This window comes from Crossiella sp. CA-258035 (assembly GCF_030064675.1).
In the GTDB taxonomy this organism is placed as follows: Bacteria; Actinomycetota; Actinomycetes; order Mycobacteriales; family Pseudonocardiaceae; genus Crossiella.
In genome coordinates, this window is record NZ_CP116413.1 from 1,383,992 (window position 1) to 1,403,692 (window position 19,701).

Annotated in this window: 11 protein-coding genes and 1 tRNA gene; 4 read left to right on the forward strand and 8 right to left on the reverse strand. The window is 72.6% G+C overall.

The genetic code is table 11. The features are described from left to right. Positions 1–14: 14 nt before the first annotated feature. The 5 genes from N8J89_RS06650 to N8J89_RS06670 form a co-directional block, all read right to left on the reverse strand. Complete coding sequence (locus tag N8J89_RS06650) at positions 15–3,884, reverse strand: nSTAND1 domain-containing NTPase (RefSeq protein ID WP_283663474.1); 3,870 nt, start codon at positions 3,882–3,884, stop codon at positions 15–17. 199 nt (positions 3,885–4,083) lie between these two features. Then, a complete protein-coding gene (locus N8J89_RS06655) occupies positions 4,084–5,532 on the reverse strand; it encodes an MFS transporter (protein WP_283663475.1) in 1,449 nt (482 codons plus the stop codon). Positions 5,533–5,597: 65 nt separating this feature from the next. Beyond that, positions 5,598–6,329 carry an SDR family NAD(P)-dependent oxidoreductase gene (locus N8J89_RS06660; protein WP_283663476.1) on the reverse strand — a complete coding sequence of 244 codons (732 nt, stop codon included), beginning with the start codon at positions 6,327–6,329 and terminating at the stop codon, positions 5,598–5,600. A 100-nt stretch (positions 6,330–6,429) separates the two neighbouring features. Then, positions 6,430–7,194, reverse strand: coding sequence for an SDR family oxidoreductase (locus N8J89_RS06665; RefSeq protein ID WP_252485140.1), 765 nt, complete (start codon positions 7,192–7,194; stop codon positions 6,430–6,432). A gap of 117 nt (positions 7,195–7,311) precedes the next feature. Then, a tRNA-Arg gene (locus N8J89_RS06670) sits at positions 7,312–7,385 on the reverse strand. Between the two features lie 152 nt (positions 7,386–7,537). Between N8J89_RS06670 and N8J89_RS06675 the strand changes: the two genes are divergently transcribed. Further along, the gene (locus N8J89_RS06675; protein ID WP_283666107.1) at positions 7,538–9,502 is read left to right on the forward strand and encodes a bifunctional copper resistance protein CopD/cytochrome c oxidase assembly protein; all 1,965 of its coding nucleotides are present in this window, start codon (positions 7,538–7,540) and stop codon (positions 9,500–9,502) included. 16 nt (positions 9,503–9,518) lie between these two features. Here N8J89_RS06675 and N8J89_RS06680 read toward each other — a convergent pair whose 3' ends face one another. Genes N8J89_RS06680 through N8J89_RS06690 form a run of 3 tightly spaced genes read right to left on the reverse strand, consistent with a single transcriptional unit; the run spans position 9,519 to position 11,953 of the window. Next, entirely contained in the window at positions 9,519–10,343 is an 825-nt protein-coding gene (locus N8J89_RS06680) for an ABC transporter permease (RefSeq protein WP_283663477.1), read from the reverse strand. A gap of 11 nt (positions 10,344–10,354) precedes the next feature. After that, entirely contained in the window at positions 10,355–11,299 is a 945-nt protein-coding gene (locus N8J89_RS06685) for an ATP-binding cassette domain-containing protein (protein ID WP_283663478.1), read from the reverse strand. 27 nt (positions 11,300–11,326) lie between these two features. After that, a complete protein-coding gene (locus tag N8J89_RS06690) occupies positions 11,327–11,953 on the reverse strand; it encodes a TetR/AcrR family transcriptional regulator (RefSeq protein ID WP_283663479.1) in 627 nt (208 codons plus the stop codon). An 11-nt stretch (positions 11,954–11,964) separates the two neighbouring features. Here N8J89_RS06690 and N8J89_RS06695 point away from each other — a divergent pair, with 11 nt between their 5' ends. From N8J89_RS06695 to N8J89_RS06705, 3 genes are all read left to right on the forward strand, one after another. Continuing rightward, positions 11,965–12,876, forward strand: a complete 912-nt coding sequence (locus N8J89_RS06695; RefSeq protein ID WP_283663480.1) for a single-stranded DNA-binding protein — start codon at positions 11,965–11,967, stop codon at positions 12,874–12,876. Positions 12,877–13,271: 395 nt separating this feature from the next. Next, positions 13,272–14,948: an energy-dependent translational throttle protein EttA gene (gene ettA, locus N8J89_RS06700; RefSeq protein WP_283663481.1), complete on the forward strand. Its 1,677-nt coding sequence runs from the start codon at positions 13,272–13,274 to the stop codon at positions 14,946–14,948. Positions 14,949–14,960: 12 nt separating this feature from the next. Further along, positions 14,961–19,526, forward strand: a complete 4,566-nt coding sequence (locus N8J89_RS06705) for a diguanylate cyclase domain-containing protein (RefSeq protein ID WP_283663482.1) — start codon at positions 14,961–14,963, stop codon at positions 19,524–19,526. Positions 19,527–19,701: the final 175 nt, after the last annotated feature.

Genomic DNA, 19,701 nt, shown 5'->3' on the forward strand with positions numbered 1-19,701 from the left:
AGCCGGACTCTAGGTCACTGGTCCGGACAGGGTGGCTCGTAGTCCAGCTGGGGCAGATGACGACGCCACTGGTCCTCGGTGAGCACGTCCCTGGTGCGCGCGCACACCCGCTGCTGCGCGTCCTCCAGGTTCAGGTCCCACAGCCGCAGCGTGTTGTCCGAGCCCGGGGTGACCAGGAACTGCCCGCCCGGGCTGTACACCGGGCTGCTCCAGGTGGCGAAGCTGGTGGTCAGCGGCACGCCGACCGGCTCGCCCCCGGGCACCGACCAGCGCCGCACGGTGCGGTCCGCGCTGCCGCTGACCAGGGTTTTCCCGTCCGGGCTGAAGTTGATCTGGTTGACGCTCTCGGTGTGCCCGGTCAGCACCTTGCCCGCCACCGGATGCCGGGGATCGGACAGGTCCCAGAGCCGGATGGTGTTGTCCCCGCCGCCGCTGGCGAGGGTCTTGCCGTCCGGGCTCAGCTCGGCGGTGCGCACCGCCTCGGTGTGCGCGCTCAGCGGCTCGCCGATCGCGGCCGGCCGGACCGGGTCGGTCACGTCCCACAGCCGGATCCGGTGGTCGTCGCTGGCCGAGACCAGGGTCCTGCCGTCAGGGGTGAAGCGCAGCGAGGTGATCGACCCGGTGTGCGCCTCGGTGGGTGTGCCCAGCGGGCGCGGACGGGCCGGATCGCTGACGTCGATGAGCTGGATCATGTTGTGGTCCATGGGCGCGGCCAGCAGCTTGCCGTCCGGGCTGAACCGGATCGGCAGACTGTACTTCTGCGCGCCGGGGATGGGCGCGCCGAGCGGGACCGGCTTGGCCGGGTCGGTGACGTCCCAGAGCCGGATGGTGCGGTCGGTGGAGGCCGAGGCCAGCACCTTGCCGTCGCCGCGGAAGGTCACCCACCACACCGGGTCGGTGTGCCCGTTGTCGATCGCGGCCAGCGCCTTGGGCGCGTTCGGATCGGCCACGTCCCACAGCCGGATGGTGCGGTCGCCGCCGCCGCTGGCCAGCACCCGGCCGTCCGGGCGGAACTCCGGCGTGCCGACCGCGACCGCGTGGCCCACCAGCGCGCCGCTGGGCAGCGACCACAGCCGCGCAGCGCCGTCCTCGCCGCCGACGGCCAGGCTGCGCCCGTCCGGGCTGAAGGCGACCGCGTACAGCTCGTTGTTGCGGCCGGTCAGCTGTGGTCCGAACTGGGTGACCCCGGCCGGGTTGCTGATGTTCCACAGCCGCGCGGTGCCGTCCGCGGAGGCCGAGGCGAGCAGGTTCTGGGTGCGGCTGAAGGCCACCGACCAGATCTGCGCGGAATGCCCGACCACCGGCGGACCGGCCGGGTTGGCCGCGGCCGGGTCGCTGAGGTCCCACAGCCGGATCGTCTTGTCATCGCTGCCGGAGGCCAGCAGCTTGCCGTCCGGGCTGAAGGCCACCGAGTGCAGTCCGGCCAGGTGCCCGGTGAGCGGGCGGCCGATCGGGGTGACCCGCGCCGGATCACGCACGTCCCACAGCCGGACCTGGGTGTCGTCGCTGCCGGTGGCCAGCATGGTCCCGTCCGGGCTGAAGGCGAGTGAGCGGACCTGACCGCTGTGCCCGGCCAGCGGCTCGCCGATCCGGACCGGGCGGGCCGGGTCGCGGACGTCCCACAGCCGCGCGGTCTGGTCCTCGTTGGCGGTGGCCAGGGTGCGGCCGTCCGGGCTGAACGCGAGCAGGTACGCGGTGCCGCCGCCGGTGTTCAGCGGCTGCCCGAGCAGCCTGGCCCGCGCCGGGTCGGTGACGTCCCAGAGCCGGATGGTGTTGTCCGCGCCGGTGGTGGCCAGGGTCCTGCCGTCCGGGCTGAACACCGCGGAGCTGAGCCACTTGGTGTGCCCGGTCAGCGGCTGACCGAGCTGGCGCGGCCGGGTCTGGTCGGTGACGTCCCAGAGCCGGGCGGTGCCGTCGTAGCCCGCGGTGGCCAGGGTCCGGCCGTCCGGGCTGAACGAGGTCAGGTAGACCGCGCCGTTGTGCCCGGTCAGGCCGGTGGCCAGGGGCAGCTGCTGGGTGGCCAGCACCCGGCTGCGCACCTCGGTGTCGCCGGGGCGGAGCTGGTGCGCGACCAGGCTGAGCTGGGCCGAGAGCGAGGGGTCGGTGTCCAGCACCCGGTCCGCCTCGGCCATCACCTGGCGGAACTGCGCCTCGTCCCGCTGCTCCAGGGTGACCACCGCGGCCACCGAGGCGATCAGCGCGAGCACGCACACCGCGGCCACCGCGGCCCGGCGCAGCCACACCGCGCGCCGCCACTGCCGGGTGGAGGTGGCCAGGAACTGCCTGGCCAGCTCGCTCGGTCCGGCGCCGGCGACGGCCTGCCTGCTGGTCTGCAGCCGGGCGCCGCGGTAGAGCAGCGAGGCGTCCCGGTGCTGCGCGGCCCAGGTCTTGGCGTCCTCCTCCAGGCGCTGCCGGGTGAGGTGGCCCTCGCGGTCCTGGTCCAGCCAGCCGTGCAGCCGGGGCCAGGCCCGCAGCAGGGCCTCGTGGGTGATCTCCACCGACTCGGCGTCCAGGGTGACCAGCCGGGCCGAGACCAGGGTCTCCAGCGCGGTCTCGGTCGCGGCCCGGTCCGGCGCCTGGGCCAGCACCTCGTCCCGGCTGGCCCGGCGGCGGGTGTCCTCGGTGTCCTCGCCGATCCGGACCAGCCGCAGCAGCAGCGGCCGGGCCGCGGCCTGCCCGGCGGCGTCCAGCTCGGCCCAGGCCCGTTCCGCGGTGGCCGCGACCGCGCCCTGGATGCCGCCGGCCGCCCGGTACCCGGCCACGGTGAGCCGCCCGCCCTGCCGGTGCTGCCAGGTGGCCAGCAGCGCGTGCGAGAGCAGCGGCAGCGCGCCCGCGTCGTAGGTGTCCTTCTCCCCGCGCACCCGGCCGCGCCGCTCGCTCACACCGAGATCGCGCATCAGCAGCTCGACCAGCCCGGTCTCCAGCTGCAGGCCGACCGCGCGGGCCGGGGCGGTGACCGCGGCGCGCAGCTCGGCCACCGTCATCGGGCCCAGCACCAGGTGCCGGTCCTGCAACGCGGCGACCAGCTCGGGGTGGTCCAGGCAGCGGCCGTAGAAGTCGGCGCGCAGCCCGAGCACCACCAGGGCCGGGCCCTCGGTGGCGGCCAGGTGCAGCAGCCGGATGAAGGTGCGCCGGGCCTCCTGGTCGGGGCAGAGGGTGAAGACCTCCTCGAACTGGTCCACGATGATCACCCGGCGCTGCTCGCCGAGCGCCTCCCGGACCTGCGCCGCGGTCTCCGCCTCGGCCATCCCAGGCAGGTGCCGGTCCAGCTCCTTGACCGGGTGCACGCCAGGGGTGAGCAGGGTGACCGGCCAGTCCGCGGTCTCGGCCCCGCCGGCCAGCGCGGGCACCAGCCCGGCCCGCAGCAGCGAGGACTTGCCCGCCCCCGACGCGCCGACCAGCATCGCGAGCCCGTCGCCCGCGCGCAGCAGGCGGAGCAGGGCGGCGGTGGCCCGTTCCCGGCCGAAGAAGTGCGGCGAGTTCTCCGGCTGGAAGGCGGCCAGCCCCCGGTACGGGCACAGCGTCTCATCCGGCGGCGGCTCGGCCTCCTCCACCGGACTGGCCTGCGCGGCCGACCACAGCTCCCGCCAGCCGTCCCGGTCGTAGAGGCCGGGCAGCACCGGCGCCGACCGCCGGGCGCGCGCCTCGCCGATGAGGATCTCCAGCACCACGGCCAGCCCGGCGAACCGGGCCGGCACGTTGCGGCCACGCCGCCAGTCGCTGATCCGCTGGGTGGTCACCTGGACCGGCCTGCCGCGCTCGTCGGTGCGCCGGGCGCGCGCCACCGACTCGGCGACCCGCTTCAGCGGTGGGTCACCGGCTTCGGCGTACAGCAGCGCGAATCGTTCGGCGAAGGCCGCGCGGGCCCCGGATGCGACCGACAACCGACATGCTCTCCCCGCTCCCCAGCGCTCCGCCAATCCGGACCGGAAAACTCATCCTATGCAGGTGACCTGCACCTTCGGGTATCCGGTCCGGTGCTGACAGTGCGGCGGACAACCGGGGCTTGAAAGGTTGACCCAGCGAAGAGGTGTCCATGGGATCGGCGGGAAGCGCTGCTGAGAGTCCAACTGGGGGTACTTCTCAGCGGCGCGTCTCTGCCTCCTCCACCGGGACACCTTCCGCGTCTTCGGCATCCACGTCATACCCGACTGGCTCCCAGCGCACCAGCAGCAGGGCGAGCAGCCCCAGCGCGGGCGCGAGCGCGATGACCCAGAACACGCCGGTTCCCAGGCTCGCGCTCAGCACCGGGAACAGGAACAGGGACACCGTGGAGCCGATGCGCAGCATCCCCTGGTTGAACCCGACGCCCACCCCGCGCAGCGAGGTCGGATAGCTCAGCGTCGCGAAGGTCATGTAGTTCGCGCCCGGCCCCCAGCCCTGGGCGAACAGGAACGCCCCCAGCGCGAGCAGCGCGGCCACCGCCAGCTCCTGTCCGCTGGGCCGCCCGATCAGCGCGAGCGCGACCAGCGCGGCCAGCTGCACCCCGAACCCGAGCGCGGTCAGCTGCCACGCGCCCCGGCTGCGCACCCAGCGGATGCCGAGCAGGCCGCCGGTGACCGCGAAGCACACGTTGAGCACCAGCGAGGCGCTGATCGTGGTCAGCGGCCCCTGGGCGAGGAACCCGGCGATGATCACCGGCAGGCCGTAGGCGACCGCGTTGTAGCCGAAGGTCTGGGCCAGCGCCACGGCGAGGGAGAGCCAGGTGCGGCGGCGGTAGGTGCGGTTGAACAGCCGCCCGAACTCCGCCCGGACCGACCGCTTCGGCGCCTTCACCACGGTGGCCTCCGGCGCGACGACCGCGTTGACCCCGTAGGACCTGCGCAGGATCGCCGCGGCGCCCTCCAGGTCGCCCTGACCAGCGGCCCAGGCAGGCGACTCGTTCATGTAGCGGTGCCGCACCAGCAGCACGACCAGCGCGGGCACCGCGCCGAAGCCGACGGTGAACCGCCACAGCACGCCGTGGTTCTGCGCCGGGATCAGGAAGTACAGGCCGAGGATGATCAGGTAGCAGGCGCTGGTGGCCACGAACCAGGCCGCCGACCAGGACGCGGTGCGCGAGCCCTTGCTGCCCTTGCCGCGCAGCCGGGAGAACTCGGCCAGGAAGGCCATCGCCACCGGCAGGTCCATGCCGACACCGATGCCCATCAGGAACCGGAACAGCACCAGCACCTCGGCGCTGGGCGCCAGTGCGCAGCCGAGCGCGGCCACCACGAAGAACAGCATGTCCGCCATGAACACCCGGTACCGGCCGATCTTGTCGACCAGGTAGCCGCCACCGAGCGCGCCGACCACCGCACCGACCATGATCGAGGCGTTCACGATGCCCGCGCCCACCGGGCTGAGCCCGAACTGGACGGTGATGTCGCGCATCCCGTAGGCCAGCGAGCTGAAGTCGTAGGCGTCGATGAAGATGCCGCCCAGCGCGATGATCACGATCATGGTGGCGTGACTGCCCCGCGCGGCCCCCGAGTTCACCAGGTCGGTGACATCGCGGGCCGAGCGGATCAGCACGGGTTCGGCCTGGCTCACCAGGGCAGTCTGCGAACCCCGCCGCGCCCCGGGCAACTCGTTCCGCCAGGTGGGAACGATTCGGCTCAGATGCCCAGCCCGCCGTCGACGTGCAGCTCGGCGCCGGTGATGTAGCCGGCGTCCGGCCCGGCCAGGAACACGATCGCGGCGGCCACCTCGGCCGGCCGGCCGTAGCGACCGAGCGCGGTGAACGCGGTCCGCTGCGCCGCGGCCTCGCCCTCGTTGGGGTTCATGTCGGTCTCGATCGGACCGGGGTGCACGGTGTTGACGGTGATCCCGCGCCCGCCGAGGTCCCGCGCCCAGCCCTTGGCGAAGACGGTGATCGCGGCCTTGGTGCCGGAGTACTCGGCCATGCCCCCGAAGGGCTGCCGGGTGGCCAGCACGCTGCCCACGTTGATGATCCGGCCACCGTCGCTGAGCAGCGGCGTGGCCGCGCGCACAGTGGCCGCCACCCCGCCGATGTTGACCGCCAGCTGCCGGTCCAGCTCCTCGTCCCCGTTGTCCCTTGCGGCCACCCCGGCGTTGTTGACCAGCACGTCCAGCCGCCCGAAGTGCTCGTGCACCGTCCGCACCAGCTCCTTCACCTGCGCCGGGTCGGCCTGGTCCGCCTGCACCGCGAGTGCCCTGACCCCGGCCTCTTTCAGCTCCGCGACCACCGCCTCGGCCTTGTCCGGACTAGCGGTGTAGCTGATCGCGACCTCCGCCCCCGCCGCGCCCAGCGCCCGCGCGGTGGCCGCGCCGATCCCCCGCGAACCCCCGGTGACCAGCGCGACCTTGCCCGCAAGCTGCTTGCCCATGACCCAACTCCCTACTTCTGTAATGTCAAGTACAGAAGTAGTCGCCGTGTCACCCACCCGTCAAGGCCGTTATGTACCGTTCGTTAAAAAGTGCGCCCCGTCACGCTTCCCGGTGTACCTGGAACCCGGCGAAGCTCTGCGCCACCGGCATCAGCTCGATGGTGTTGACGTTCACGTGCGCGGGCTGCCCGGTGACCCAGTGCACGGTCTCCGCGATGTCCTCGGCGGTCAGCGGCTGCATCCCGTCGTAGACCCCGGCCGCCTTGCCCGCGTCACCCTGGAACCGGACCAGGGAGAACTCGGTGCCACCGCACATGCCGGGCTCCACACAGGTCACCCGGACGCCGGTGCCGTGCAGGTCACTGCGCAGGTTGAGGCTGAACTGGTGCACGAACGCCTTGGTCCCGCCATAGGCGTTGCCGCCGGGGTAGGGGTGCGTGCCCGCCACCGACCCGATGTTGACCACGTGCCCGCGCCGCCGCTCGACCATCCCCGGCAACACCGCCCTGGTGCAGTACAGCAACCCCTTGCAGTTGGTGTCGATCATCTGCTCCCAGTCCGCCAGCGAGGCCCGCTGCGCCGGCTCCAGCCCCAGCGCCAGCCCCGCGTTGTTGACCAGGACGTCAACCTCAGCGAACTCCGCGGGCAACCCGGCGACCACCTGCTCCACCGCGTGGTTGTCCCGCACGTCCAGCTCCACCGGCAACACCAGGTCGCCGAACTCCCCGGCCAGCTCCGCCAGCTTGTCCTTGCGCCGCGCGGTCGCGATCACACGACTGCCCTCACCGGCGAACCGGCGGGCGATCGCCGCCCCGAACCCGGTGGACGCGCCGGTCACGAACACGGTCTTCGCCTGAGTGGTCACGGAAGTACTCACCGTTCTCTCCAGATGGGCCAGGTGCCCGTCCAGGCTATGCGGTGAGCGACCGGAACTTCGGCGAATTCGGGGCGGGGGTCCGCGGACAAAGGCGTGCTGAGGGAGCGCCCCCAGCAGGACTCGAACCTGCGACCTAGAGATTAGAAGTCTCTCGCTCTATCCAGCTGAGCTATGAGGGCACGGCGGTTGGCAACCGCCGGGCGAAATCGTAGCCGGAACCCGGCCCGGGGTCGCGCCCCCTTCCAGGTTCTTCGTTGCCTACGCTCGTCCTGTGGCACCCGAGCGCACCGACGAGGTCGACCCCACCCCCGTTCGACGTCCCACCGGCGGCATGGCGGTGCTGGTGGTCGTGGGGATCCTGCTGGCACTGAGCGTCGCGGTCGCGCTCACCGCGCTATCGCCCGGCCGGGTGTACGCCGAGTACGGGCTACCCGATCCCGGCGATCTCACCCGGTTCGGCCAGTCGCTGGTCAGGGCCATCGCCGAGGTGTGCGCGGCGATCGCGGTCGGCTCGCTGCTGTTCGCGGTCTTCCTCGCCCCGGCCCAGCGCAGCGGGCTGCTGGCCGCCGACGGCTACGCCGCGGTGCGGGCCGCGGGCTGGGCGGCGCTGGGCTGGTTCCTGGCCGCGTCGGCCATGGTGCCGCTGTTCGTGGCCAACGCGCTGGGCAAGCCGGTCACCGACGTGCTCGACCCGGCCCAGCTGATCGTCTACATCGACGCGCTGGAGCAGGCCAAGGCGTGGGTGGCCACCGCGCTGCTGGCCGGGCTGCTGGCCATCGCCTGCCGGATCGTGCTGTCCTGGGGCTGGGCCTTCGCCACCTTCGCCTTCGGCCTGCTCTGCCTGATGCCGGTCGCGGTCACCGGGCACTCGGCCTCCGGCGGCTCGCACGACGTCGGCACCAACTCGCTGATCTTCCACCTGCTGGCCACCGGCTTCTGGGTTGGCGGCCTGGTCGCGCTGGTCGCGCACGCCTACCGCGGCGGCGGCCACCTCCAGCTCGCCTACCGCCGCTTCTCCAAGCTGGCCCTGGTCTGCTGGATCACCCTGGCCGTCTCCGGCGTGGTCAACGCGCTGGTGCGGCTCACCCCGGCCGAGGTCTTCACCACCCCGTACGGCGCGCTGGTGCTGGCCAAGATCGGCGCGCTGGGCGTGCTCGGCGTGATCGGCTTCTTCCAGCGGCGGCGCGGCGTGCTGGCACTGGGCGTGGACGAGTCCCGCTCGGTGCTGATGCGCCTGGGCGGCATCGAGATGCTGCTGATGCTGGCCACCATCGGCATCGCGGTCGCCCTGGGTGGCACCCCGCCGCCGGGGGAGATCAGCGCGCGGCCGAGCACCACCGAACTGCTGATCGGCTACGACCTGGACGGCCCGCCGACCTTCCTGGCGCTGCTGCTGGACTGGCGGTTCGACCTGCTCTTCGGCACGCTCTCGATCGCCGCCGCGCTGGTCTACCTGCTGGGCGTGCGCCGCCTGCGCAAGCGCGGCGACCGCTGGCCGGTCGGCCGCACCATCGCCTGGATCGCGGGCTGCCTGACCATCCTGATCGCCACCAGCTCCGGCATCGGCCGCTACTCACCGGCGATGTTCAGCGTGCACATGGGCAGCCACATGCTGCTGTCCATGCTGGCCCCGGTGCTGCTGGTGCTCGGCGGCCCGGTCACGCTGGCCCTGCGCGCGCTGCCCACCGCGGGCAAGGACGCCCCGAGCGGGCCGAGGGAGTGGATCCTGGCGCTGGTGCACTCGCCGGTCAGCCGGGTGCTGACCCACCCGCTGGTCGCGCTCGCGCTGTTCGTCGGCTCCTTCTACGGCCTGTACTTCTCCGGCCTGTTCGACGCCGCGCTGCCGCTGCACTGGGCGCACCTGGCGATGAACGCGCACTTCCTGCTCGCCGGGTACGTCTTCTACTGGCCGGTGATCGGTATCGACCCTGCGCCGCGCAGGCTGCCGCCGCTGGGCCGCCTCGGCCTGGTGTTCGCCTCGATGCCCTTCCACGCCTTCTTCGGCATCGCGCTGATGAGCGGCTCCACCGTGATCGGCGAGTCCTTCTACCACCAGCTCAACCTGCCCTGGGTGAGCGACCTGCTCTCCGACCAGCGCCTCGGCGGCGGCCTGACCTGGGCCTCCGGCGAACTGCCGCTGCTGGTGGTGGTGATCGCGCTGCTCGCCCAGTGGGCCAAGGCCGACGACCGGGACGCCAAGCGCTCCGACCGGCACGCCGAGGCCGACGGGGACGCCGACCTGACCGCGTACAACGAGATGCTCAAGCGGATGGCCGGGGGCAAGCGCGACGGCTGACCCCCGGCCTGCTCGCTCAGGGGCGGCGGAACCCGCGTTCGGCCAGCACCGCGCCGACCACCGCGATCCCCGCGCTGACCACCAGGGCCGAGGTCACCCCGGACCCGACCGGGTTGTTCAGCGCCAGGTCGCGGGAGGCGTTGATGGCGTAGGAGATCGGGTTCACCTCGGCCACCACCTGCAGCCAGCTGGGCAGGCTCTGGATCGGCACGAACGCGCTGGAGGCGAACTGCAGCGGGAACAGCGCCATCATGCCCACCATCTGCGCGGTGGTGCTCTCCCGCAGCCAGGCGGCCGCGGCCAGGAACAGCCAGCCGAGGCTCCAGCCGACCGCCAGCGCCAGCAGCAGCGCGCCGGTGACGCCGAGGATCCCGCCCGCCGGGGCGAAGCCGAAGAACAGCGCGGCCGCGATCAGCATCACGACCAGCTCGATCAGGCCCCTGGTGAGGTCGGCGATGCTGCGCGCGATCAGCACCGCCACCGGGCTCACCGGCATCGAGCGGAACCTGGCCAGCACGCCGTTCTTCATGTCGCTGGTCAGACCGACACCGGCCTGCACGCCGACCATGGTCGCGGTGGTGACCATGATCGCGGGCAGTAAGTAGTCGATGTAGGCGACACCCTTGGGGAACATCGGCCCCTCGGCGATGACCCGGAACACCTGGCTGAACAGCACCAGCATCAGCAGCGGCTGCATCAGGCTGAACACGAGCGTCTTGGGGTCGCGCAGCACCGGGCGCAGCGAGCGTCCGGTGAGCACCATGATCTGGGTGAACAGGCTGCTGCCCCGCCACGGGGTGGCCACCTCGGGCACCTCCGGGCGGGCGATGGTCGTGGTCATCACGATTCCTCTCAGGCCGCGCTCGAGGAGCTGTGGGTCAGGGCCAGGTACACGTCGTCCAGGGTCGGCTCGGTCAGCGCCAGCCCGGCGGGTTCGATGCCGGCCTCGTCCAGCGCGCGCACCACGGTGACCAGCTCCTTGGAGGCCAGCACCGGCACGGTGATCGAGTTGCGCTCCGGGTCGAAGACCGGCTGCTTGCCGCCGCGGCGGATCGCCTCCACCGCCTGCCACGGATCGGCGCCGGGCTCCAGCGAGACCGCCACGGTGCGCTGCCCGACCTCCGCCTTCAGCTGCGCCGCGGTGCCCTGGGCGATCACCCTGCCCTTGTTCAGCACGGTGATCGAGTCGGCCAGCCGGTCGGCCTCGTCCAGGTACTGGGTGGTCAGCAGGATCGTGGTGCCGCCAGCGACCAGGCCCTCGACCACCTCCCACATGCCGACCCTGGCCGAGGGGTCCAGGCCGGTGGTCGGCTCGTCCAGGAACACCATGCTGGGCTGCCCGACCAGGCTCGCGGCCAGGTCCAGCCTGCGGCGCATGCCGCCGGAGTAGGTCTTGACCGGCCGACCGGCCGCGTCGGCCAGGTTGAAGGTCTCCAGCAGCTCCGCCGCGCGCAGCCGGGCCGCCCGCCGGCCCGCGCCGAGCAGCCTGGCGATCAGCACCAGGTTCTCGGTGCCGGTCAGGTCCTCGTCCACCGAGGCGAACTGCCCGGTCAGGCCGATCCGGCGGCGTACCTCGATGGGCTGGGCGACCACGTCGAACCCGGCCACGCTGGCCGTGCCGGAGGTGGGCGGGAACATCGTGCTGAGGATGTTGACCAGCGTGGTCTTGCCCGCCCCGTTGTGGCCGAGCAGGCCGAGCACGGTGCCCTGCGGCACCTCCACGCTGACCCGGTCGAGCGCGGTGACCTTGCCGAAGGTCTTGGTCACCGCCGAGGCTCTGATCATCAGTTCGGTCATCGGAAAGTCCCCCAAGAGGTGTGGACGTCAGTTCGTGAGTGCGCCGTGCAGGAAGAAGTCGACGACCTCGTCGATCTCCGGTTCGCTGAGCTGCTTGGGCGTCCCGCCCAGTCCGCTGGAGATGACCAGGCCGAACAGGAACCGCACCGCCTGCTCCGGCGGCACGCGCAGCCGCCCGGCGTCCGCGCCGATCAGCTCGGCCACCGCGGTCAGCACCGGCCGGAAGTGGGCCATGTCCTCGTTCTTCTTGGTCTGCGCGCGGTGCTTGGCGTCGTCGAGCCGGTAACCGCTGGTGGCCAGGGCGCTGAGCACCGAGCCCATCCGGAAGAAGTAGGCGTCCATGGTCCCCACCGCCGCGGCCAGCCGCCGGTCCAGCCGACCCTCGGCCGGGATCACGGCCAGCTGCTCGACCAGCTCGTCCACCCGCAGCGCTGCCTCGACGCAGGCGGCGATCAGCTCGGACTTGTCAGCGAAGGCCCGGAACACGGTGCCCTCGGCGATTCCGGCCGCCTTGGCGATCTGGCTGGTGGTCACGTTGAGACCGTGCGTGGCCAGCAGCGGCAGCGTGCTGCGCACGATCTCCGCCCGCCGCTGCTCGGGACTCATCGCCGGCGCCCGCCGCCGCCTGCCCGCGCCTTCTCCGTCCACCACCATGCCACCAACTTATGAGTGAGTGCTCACTCAGTCAACCCGGTACCACCCCCCACCGACATTCCCCGCCCCACCCCGCCCCCAAGATCCGCACTTCTCCACAACCCACCACCTGTCAACACCCCCACCGCCCCGCCTTTCCCCCACCCCAACCCCCACAAAACTCATCCCCAACACCCCTCCCACCCCCAAGGAGCCCTCCCCGTGTTCGAGACCCCGTCACCGTCATCGGCCGCATCAACAGCGAGATCCGCGTCCGGCACACCGCGAGCAACGCCCGCGTGGCCGGCTTCCGCCTGGTCAGCCGCTCCCGCCGCTACGACAAGGACCGCCAGGAGTGGACCAACGGCGACTCCCTGTCCGTGTGGGTCAGCTGCTTCGACCAGATCGCCACCGGCGTCACCGCCACCCTCCGCCGCGGCGACCAGATCCTGGTGCACGGCGCGATGAGCACCCGCGAGTACGACGCCACCGACGGCACCCGTCGCTACTCCACCGAGCTGCGCGCCGAGGCCATCGGCCCCAACCTCCGCCACTGCACCGCCGACGTCCTCCGCCCACCCGAGTTCGACCAGTACCTCTACGCCGACCAGTCCTTCGCCACCCCTGCTCCCGCCCCCCGCACCCCCGAACCCATCCCGCCCCCGCTCCCACCACCCCAGCCCCCGCCCACATCCCCGCACCCCGCCGCCTCAGCCCAGCCACCCTGGCCGCCAACAGCCCCGCCACCGCCCGCCGCACGGCCACCACCCCCTCCCCGCTCGCCCCCGCCACCCCAGCCCGCCCCACACCCCCGCCCGTCCCCTCGACCCACACCGCCCCGACCCCCACCGTCTCCACACCGCCCGCCGCGACGCCAGATCTCTTCGCACCCACCGCCGCACCCGACGCCGCGGCACCCCCAGCCCCCGCACCCGCCGCCCTGACGCCACGCGCTCCCAAACCGGCCCCCGCCCGCACGACCAAGCCGCCCCGGCCCGCCACCCCCGACCCCGAGCCCGTCTCGACCGCCAGCGCCGCCGTCCGCAGAGCCGCCGCCTCCGCCCGGGCCGAGCTCGGCGGGCCCCGGGAGGGTGATCTGGAAGACGTCCTCGCCGAGTTGGACCACACCCGTCAGGAGGCCGTCCCTGTCGCCTGACCAGCCGAAGTCCCGATGTCCCCGAATTGCGTCATGCGGTCGAAAACGCGCGATGAGCGGTGGTGAACCCACCTAGAAGACGATCGTGGGCGGAGCCGTTCACCGAGAAGTCCGGACGCTCTCTGAGCGGATCCGCCCCACCGCCGTACGCGGCCCCCCGGGCACCGCTCTACGATCGCGGCCATGGCCGAGTTCATTTACACCATGAGGAAGGTCCGCAAGGCGCACGGGGACAAGGTGATCCTCGATGACGTCTCGACGGCCTTCTATCCGGGCGCGAAGATCGGCGTCGTCGGTCCCAACGGGGCGGGCAAGTCGAGCGTGCTCAAGATCATGGCGGGCCTCGACCAGCCCAACAACGGTGACGCGCAGCTCGCCGAGGGCGCCTCGGTCGGGATCCTGCTGCAGGAACCACCCCTCAACGAGGAGAAGACCGTTCTCGGCAACGTCGAGGAGGGTGTCGGCGAGATCATGGTGAAGCTGCACCGCTTCAACGAGATCGCCGAGCAGATGGCCACCGACTACTCCGACGAGCTGATGGAGGAGATGGGCAAGCTCCAGGAGGAGCTGGACCACGCCGACGCGTGGGACATCAGCTCCCAGCTGGAGCAGGCGATGGACGCCCTGCGCTGCCCGCCCGGCGACGCCGAGGTGACCCACCTCTCCGGCGGTGAGCGCCGCCGCGTGGCGCTGTGCAAGCTGCTGCTCTCCAAGCCCGACCTGCTGCTGCTCGACGAGCCCACCAACCACCTGGACGCGGAGAGCGTGCTGTGGCTGGAGAAGCACCTGGCCGACTACCCGGGCGCCGTCCTGGCCGTCACACACGACCGGTACTTCCTGGACAACGTGGCCCAGTGGATCATGGAGCTGGACCGCGGTCGCGCCATCGGCTACGAGGGCAACTACTCCGCCTACCTGGAGAAGAAGGCGGAACGACTGGCCGTCCAGGGCAAGAAGGACGCCAAGCTGCACAAGCGGCTCAAGGACGAGCTGGACTGGGTCCGCTCCAACGCCAAGGCCCGTCAGACCAAGTCCCGGTCCCGTCTGAACCGGTACGAGGAGATGGCGGCCGAGGCGGAGAAGACCAGGAAGCTGGACTTCGAGGAGATCCAGATCCCGCCGGGCCCGCGTCTGGGCAACGTGGTGGTCGAGGTGGAGAACCTGAAGAAGGGCTTCGACGACCGCGTGCTCATCGACGGGCTGTCCTTCAGCCTGCCGAAGAACGGCATCGTCGGCGTCATCGGCCCGAACGGTGTCGGCAAGACCACGCTCTTCAAGACCATCGTCGGCCTTGAGGAGCCGGACTCGGGCAGCGTGCGGGTCGGCGAGACGGTGAAGCTGTCCTACGTCGACCAGAACCGCGCGGGCATCGACCCGGCCAAGAACGTCTGGGAGGTCGTCTCCGGCGGTCTGGACTACATCAAGGTCGGCCACGTGGAGATGCCCTCGCGGGCCTACATCGGCGCGTTCGGCTTCAAGGGCGCGGACCAGCAGAAGCCGGCCGGCGTGCTCTCCGGTGGTGAGCGCAACCGGCTGAACCTGGCGCTGACGCTCAAGCAGGGCGGCAACCTGATCCTGCTCGACGAGCCCACGAACGACCTGGACGTGGAGACCCTCAGCTCGCTGGAGAACGCGCTCGAGCAGTTCCCCGGCTGCGCGGTGGTCATCTCGCACGATCGGTGGTTCCTGGACCGCGTGGCCACCCACATCCTCGCGTGGGAGGGCACCGACGAGGACGAGTCGAAGTGGTTCTGGTTCGAGGGCAACTTCGAGGGCTACGAGAAGAACAAGGTCGACCGGCTCGGAGCGGACGCCGCGCGTCCGCACCGGGTCACGCATCGCAAGCTCACACGAGGCTGAACGGGGAACTCCGTGGCGGCCTTGGGCGCAGAGCGGGCGAAGAACGGCAAGGCGGGGGCACTGATCGCCACCGCCTGGCAGCTTCGTTGGCGTGCGCCGGAGCTGAGCCGGATGCTCAGCGAACGGGCCGCCGAACTCGCCGTCGCCGACGGTGACGAGCACACCCGCCTCCGGGCCGAGACGCTGACGCTGTTCGCGCTCAACCGTCTCGGCCAGGGGGTGGTCGTCGCCGAACGCGCGGTGGCCTCGCTGCGGGCCGCCGAGGCCCTGGACGAGACCGAGCTGGCCTGGCGGCTGCGGGTCGAACTGGCCAACGCGGCCAGGGTGGTCGGCGCGCCGCTGACCGGTTTCGCCGTGCTCCGCCCCGTGCTGGAGGCGGGCACGGCGCCCAAGGGCCTGCGCGCGGCGGCCATGGTCCAGCTGGTGGACTGCCTGGCCCACCTGGGCAGCGTGCCGGAACTCACCGAGGCGCTGGCCGAGGCCGACCAGCTCTACGGCGAGGACCCGGACCTGGAGCCGGACATCGTGCTGGTGCTGCGCGGCCTGCTGCACTCGGTGGCCTCGGCGCACCACCGCCGCTGGGGCGACCTGCCCGCGGCGGTGCACGCCGCCAGGGAGGGCCTTGCCCTGCTGGACCAGCTCACCGACCCGGCAGCCGACAGCGGCCACGCCCGCGCCCGGCTGATCCTGCAGCTGGTGTGCGCCCTGCTGGACTCCAACCGCCCCGGCGAGGCGCGGTCAGCCGCGTACGACCTGCTCGAGCAGGCGGTCCGCGCCCCGGTCGCCTCCAGCGTCGGCTGGATCCGGCTGGCTCTGGCCACCCGCCTGTACCTGCCTTCCGGCCAGCCCGAGCTGGCCGCCGAGCTGCTCGGCGCCACCGCCGACTCGGCCCAGCGCCACGGCCTGGAGCCGCTGCTGGCGGAAAGCCTGACCGCGCTCGCCCACGTGCACGAGATGGGCGGCGACTACGCGGACGCGCTGTCCTGCCTGCGCACGGCCTACGCCGCCGAACGCAGGCGGCAGCGCGCGGTGCACGCGGTCCGGGTCGCGCTGATCGAACAGATCCCGGTGCCCCAGTTGCACGGCGAGACCGCGGCCGGCCTGCGCGAGCAGGTCACCGCGATGCTGCGCCGGGGCCGGGTGCGCAGGGACACCCCACGCGGCGCGGTCCCGATGCTGCGCCGCACCGCGGCCGAGATCGACGACCTCACCGGCCTGCTGAACCAGAGCGGCTTCCGCCGCAGACTCGACGCGGTGGTCAACGGCGGCGACCCCGGCCACGCCCTCACCCTGGTCCTGTTCGACGTCGGCAAACTTGACGAGACCGCGCCGCACCACGTCAGTGAGCAACTGCTGCGCACGGTCGCCGACCGCGTCCGCGACACCGCCCCGCAGCAGGCCGCCGTGGCCCGCGTCGGCGGCGAGGAGCTCGCGGTCCTGCTCCCCGGCGCCACCCAGGACCAGGCCCAGCGCTGGGCCGAACAACTCCGCACCGAGGTCGCGGGCCTGTCCCCAGCGCTGCCGGTCACGGTGAACACCGGCGTCGCCCAGCACCGCCCAGGCACCAGAGCCGACGTCCTCATCACCGAGGCCGACCGCGCCCTGGCCCGAGCCAAACACGCCACCACCCCCCCTCGCTTCCGCGCCGCCGACCTCCCCACCCCAGCCCGCCGCGCGAACACCAACGACCACCCACCCACCACCCACCGCGCCCCCGTCACCAGCGACTTCGCCACCGCCCCCCGCGAGGCGCCAACGGCGGATTCCCCCACTCCCGCGGCAGCCACCCACCAGCTGACAGGCGAGTTCACCACCCCAGCCGCGGCCCACCGCCAGTCGCCACCGAGCGACTTCACCACCCCAGCCACAACCGCCCACCACACTCCGTCGAGCGGGCACACCACCCCCACTGACCAAACCCCGCCCAGCGGCTTCACCAGCCCCGCTGCCGCCACCGGTCAGGCCCTGCCACGCGATTTCGCCACCTCCACTGCCGCGACCGGTCAGCAGCCGCCGGGCGATTTCGCCACCTCCACCGAGGCCACCGGCCAGGCTCAGTCGATCGAGTTCGCTACTTCCGCCGCGGCCATCCGCCAGGCTCCGTCGGACGATTTCGCCACCCCCGCCGAGGCCACCGGCCAAGCTCAGCCGGACGATTTCGCTACCTCCGCCGCAGCCACCAGTCGGGCTCCGTCGATCGAGTCCGGCACTCCCGCCGCGGCCACTGACCAGACTCCGCCGGACGATTTCGCCACCCCGACCTCGGTCACCGGCCAGACTCCGCCCGACGAGTTCAGCACCCCGGCAATGGCCACGCACCACATGTCATCCGGCGAGTTCCGCATCCCGGCAGCCGCCGACCACCAGGCGCCATCCGGCGAGTTCTCCGCACCGGCGGCAGCCACCCACGCGGCATCGACCGGCGAGTTCCCGGCCGTCACCCGCCCCCAGCCCACCAGCGAGCCCGACCCCGCGCCCCCGGCAGGCCAGCACGCGGCTTCCACCGGCGAGCCCGAGTCAGTCCCCACCGGCCACCGCCAGCCCACCCGAGCCGAGACCACCGGCACATCGCCGGCTCGCGCCACCACCGGCGAGTTCCCGGCCCCGGCCGACAACTTCTCCGCACCCACCCGCGCCGCCGACTTCCCGGCCCCGGCCAGCCGCGCCGCAACCACCGGCGAGTTCGACACCCCCGCCGCGGCCACCACCGGCGAGTTCCCCGCCCAGCCAGCCACCCGCACCCCCACCGGCGAGTTCCCGGCCCCGGCCGCCACCCGACCCACTCCCGCCGAATCCACCGGCAGCCACGCCCGCCCTGACTCCACCGGCCGCCGGGTCGCCCCGGAAGCCAGGTTCGCCGCGTTGCCGCCCATGGAGCACCCGGTGCCGGAGCCGGAGGCGCTCGGGCAGTCCGAGGCGCCGTTGTTCTTCGAGGCCCCGACCGCGCCGCAGCCGATCATCACCGACCAGACGCCGCGGCCGGCCGAGCTCGACGCGGCCGCGTTAACCGGGTCGCGGCCGGTGGCGGCGGAACCGGTCGCGGCGCCAGCGGACTTCGCGTCGGTGCGGGCGGCCACTGTCGACTACGACGAGCCCGCGCCCGAGGTCACGCCGGAACCGGAGCCGGAAACATCCGCCGAGCCGGAGCCAGCCCCGCGGCCCGAACCCGAACCGGTGGCCGCCGAGCCGCCCGTTGCCGAGGAACCGGCGCCGGCCCCGGAAGTCCGGACGCGGCGCAGGTCCTCGTCGCTGGCGGAGGCGTTGGACTTCGACTGGGCGCAGGCGTTGCGGGACACCGAGCCGGAGACCGGGTACGAGCCCGCGCTGCCCCCGCCGCCCCGGTCCGCCGAACCCCAGGCCGACATCCCGGACCGGACGGCCGAGCGCCAGGGAGCGGCGCGGCGCCAAGAGGCCCCGCGCCAGGAGCCCGCACACCGGGAGGCCGGGCACCGGGAGTTGGGGCACCAGCAGTTCGGGCACCACGAGGTCAGGCATCAAGAGGCCGGGCACCGGGAACCCGGGCACCAAGAGACGGCGCACCAAGAGGCCGGGCGCGAGGAGGCGGCGCACCAGGATCCCGCGCACCAGGACGCCGGGCACCGAAACGCCGCGCACCAGGATCCCGGGCACCGGGACGGCGTGCACCAAAACGCCGGGTACCAGGACGCCACGCACCGAGAATTCGGGCACCGGGACGGCGTGCACCAGGAGTTCGCGCAGCCGGAGCCGCGGCACCCGGACCTCGCCCCGCGGGAGTCCGAGCCAGCCGAGCACCTGCCCCCCGAGGCCGCCCCGCACCCGGACCTCATGCCCCGCGAAACCGAGCCCGCCGACCAATCCCCAACCTGGTCCGACACCTCGGCAGACGCGCCCGAACGCCGGTCCCGTGGTGACGCCAAGCTCGCCGAACTGCTCGCCGAGGCCCTCGCCGCCTACGAGACCGGCCGCCGCGAGGACCCCGAGACCGACTACGCCGACCCGGCCCCCAAACCGGAAAGCGCTCCCGAGCCCCCGGCACCCGCCTACCCGGGCAACGAACCGCCCCGCCCCGCCTACCCAGCCTCAGCGGAGCCCATCTACCCGCCCGCCGCCAGCTACCCCGCCTCAGCGGCACCCGCCTACCCAGGCGAATCCAGCTACCCGGCCGATTCGAGCTACCCCGCCTACCCCAGCGACCCGGCCACGCCCTCCTACCAGCGCAACCAGCCCAACCCCCCGGTCACCATCATCGGCCCCACCACCCCGGCCGACCTCCTGCACAACCGGATCACCGTCCACCGCGCCGAGACCAGCGGCTACCACCAGCCCGTGCAGCCCCCGCCGCCCGAGGACGACGACGGCCCCTTCACCGGTCGCTGCGGCCCCCAGATCACCGGGGCGCCCGATCCGTTCGCTGGGCCTGAGCCGGATCCGTTCGGGTATGCCAGGGCCATGGATGCCACCGTGAATGCCTCGATGCTGCCGGAGCCGCCGCGCTATCCCGAGGTGGAGGACCCGACCGAGCCGCAGCCGCGGGTGGTCGACGGGCCCCGGGAACAGGCGTGGACGCCGCCGAAGCGGGACTCGTCCTTCGGGTGAACGGCCGGCTGGCCGAAAGTGACGCGATCTCAGTCACACCTGACCAGCATCTGGTCCCTTGATCGTTTCGGTGACCGATTCCGTTGCTGGCCAGGGGCCTTTCCACGCCTCCCTGCCCCCACGGGAAGCTGAACGTGGTCGTAGGGTGAACCTGGTCCCGGCACACCGAGGTGCC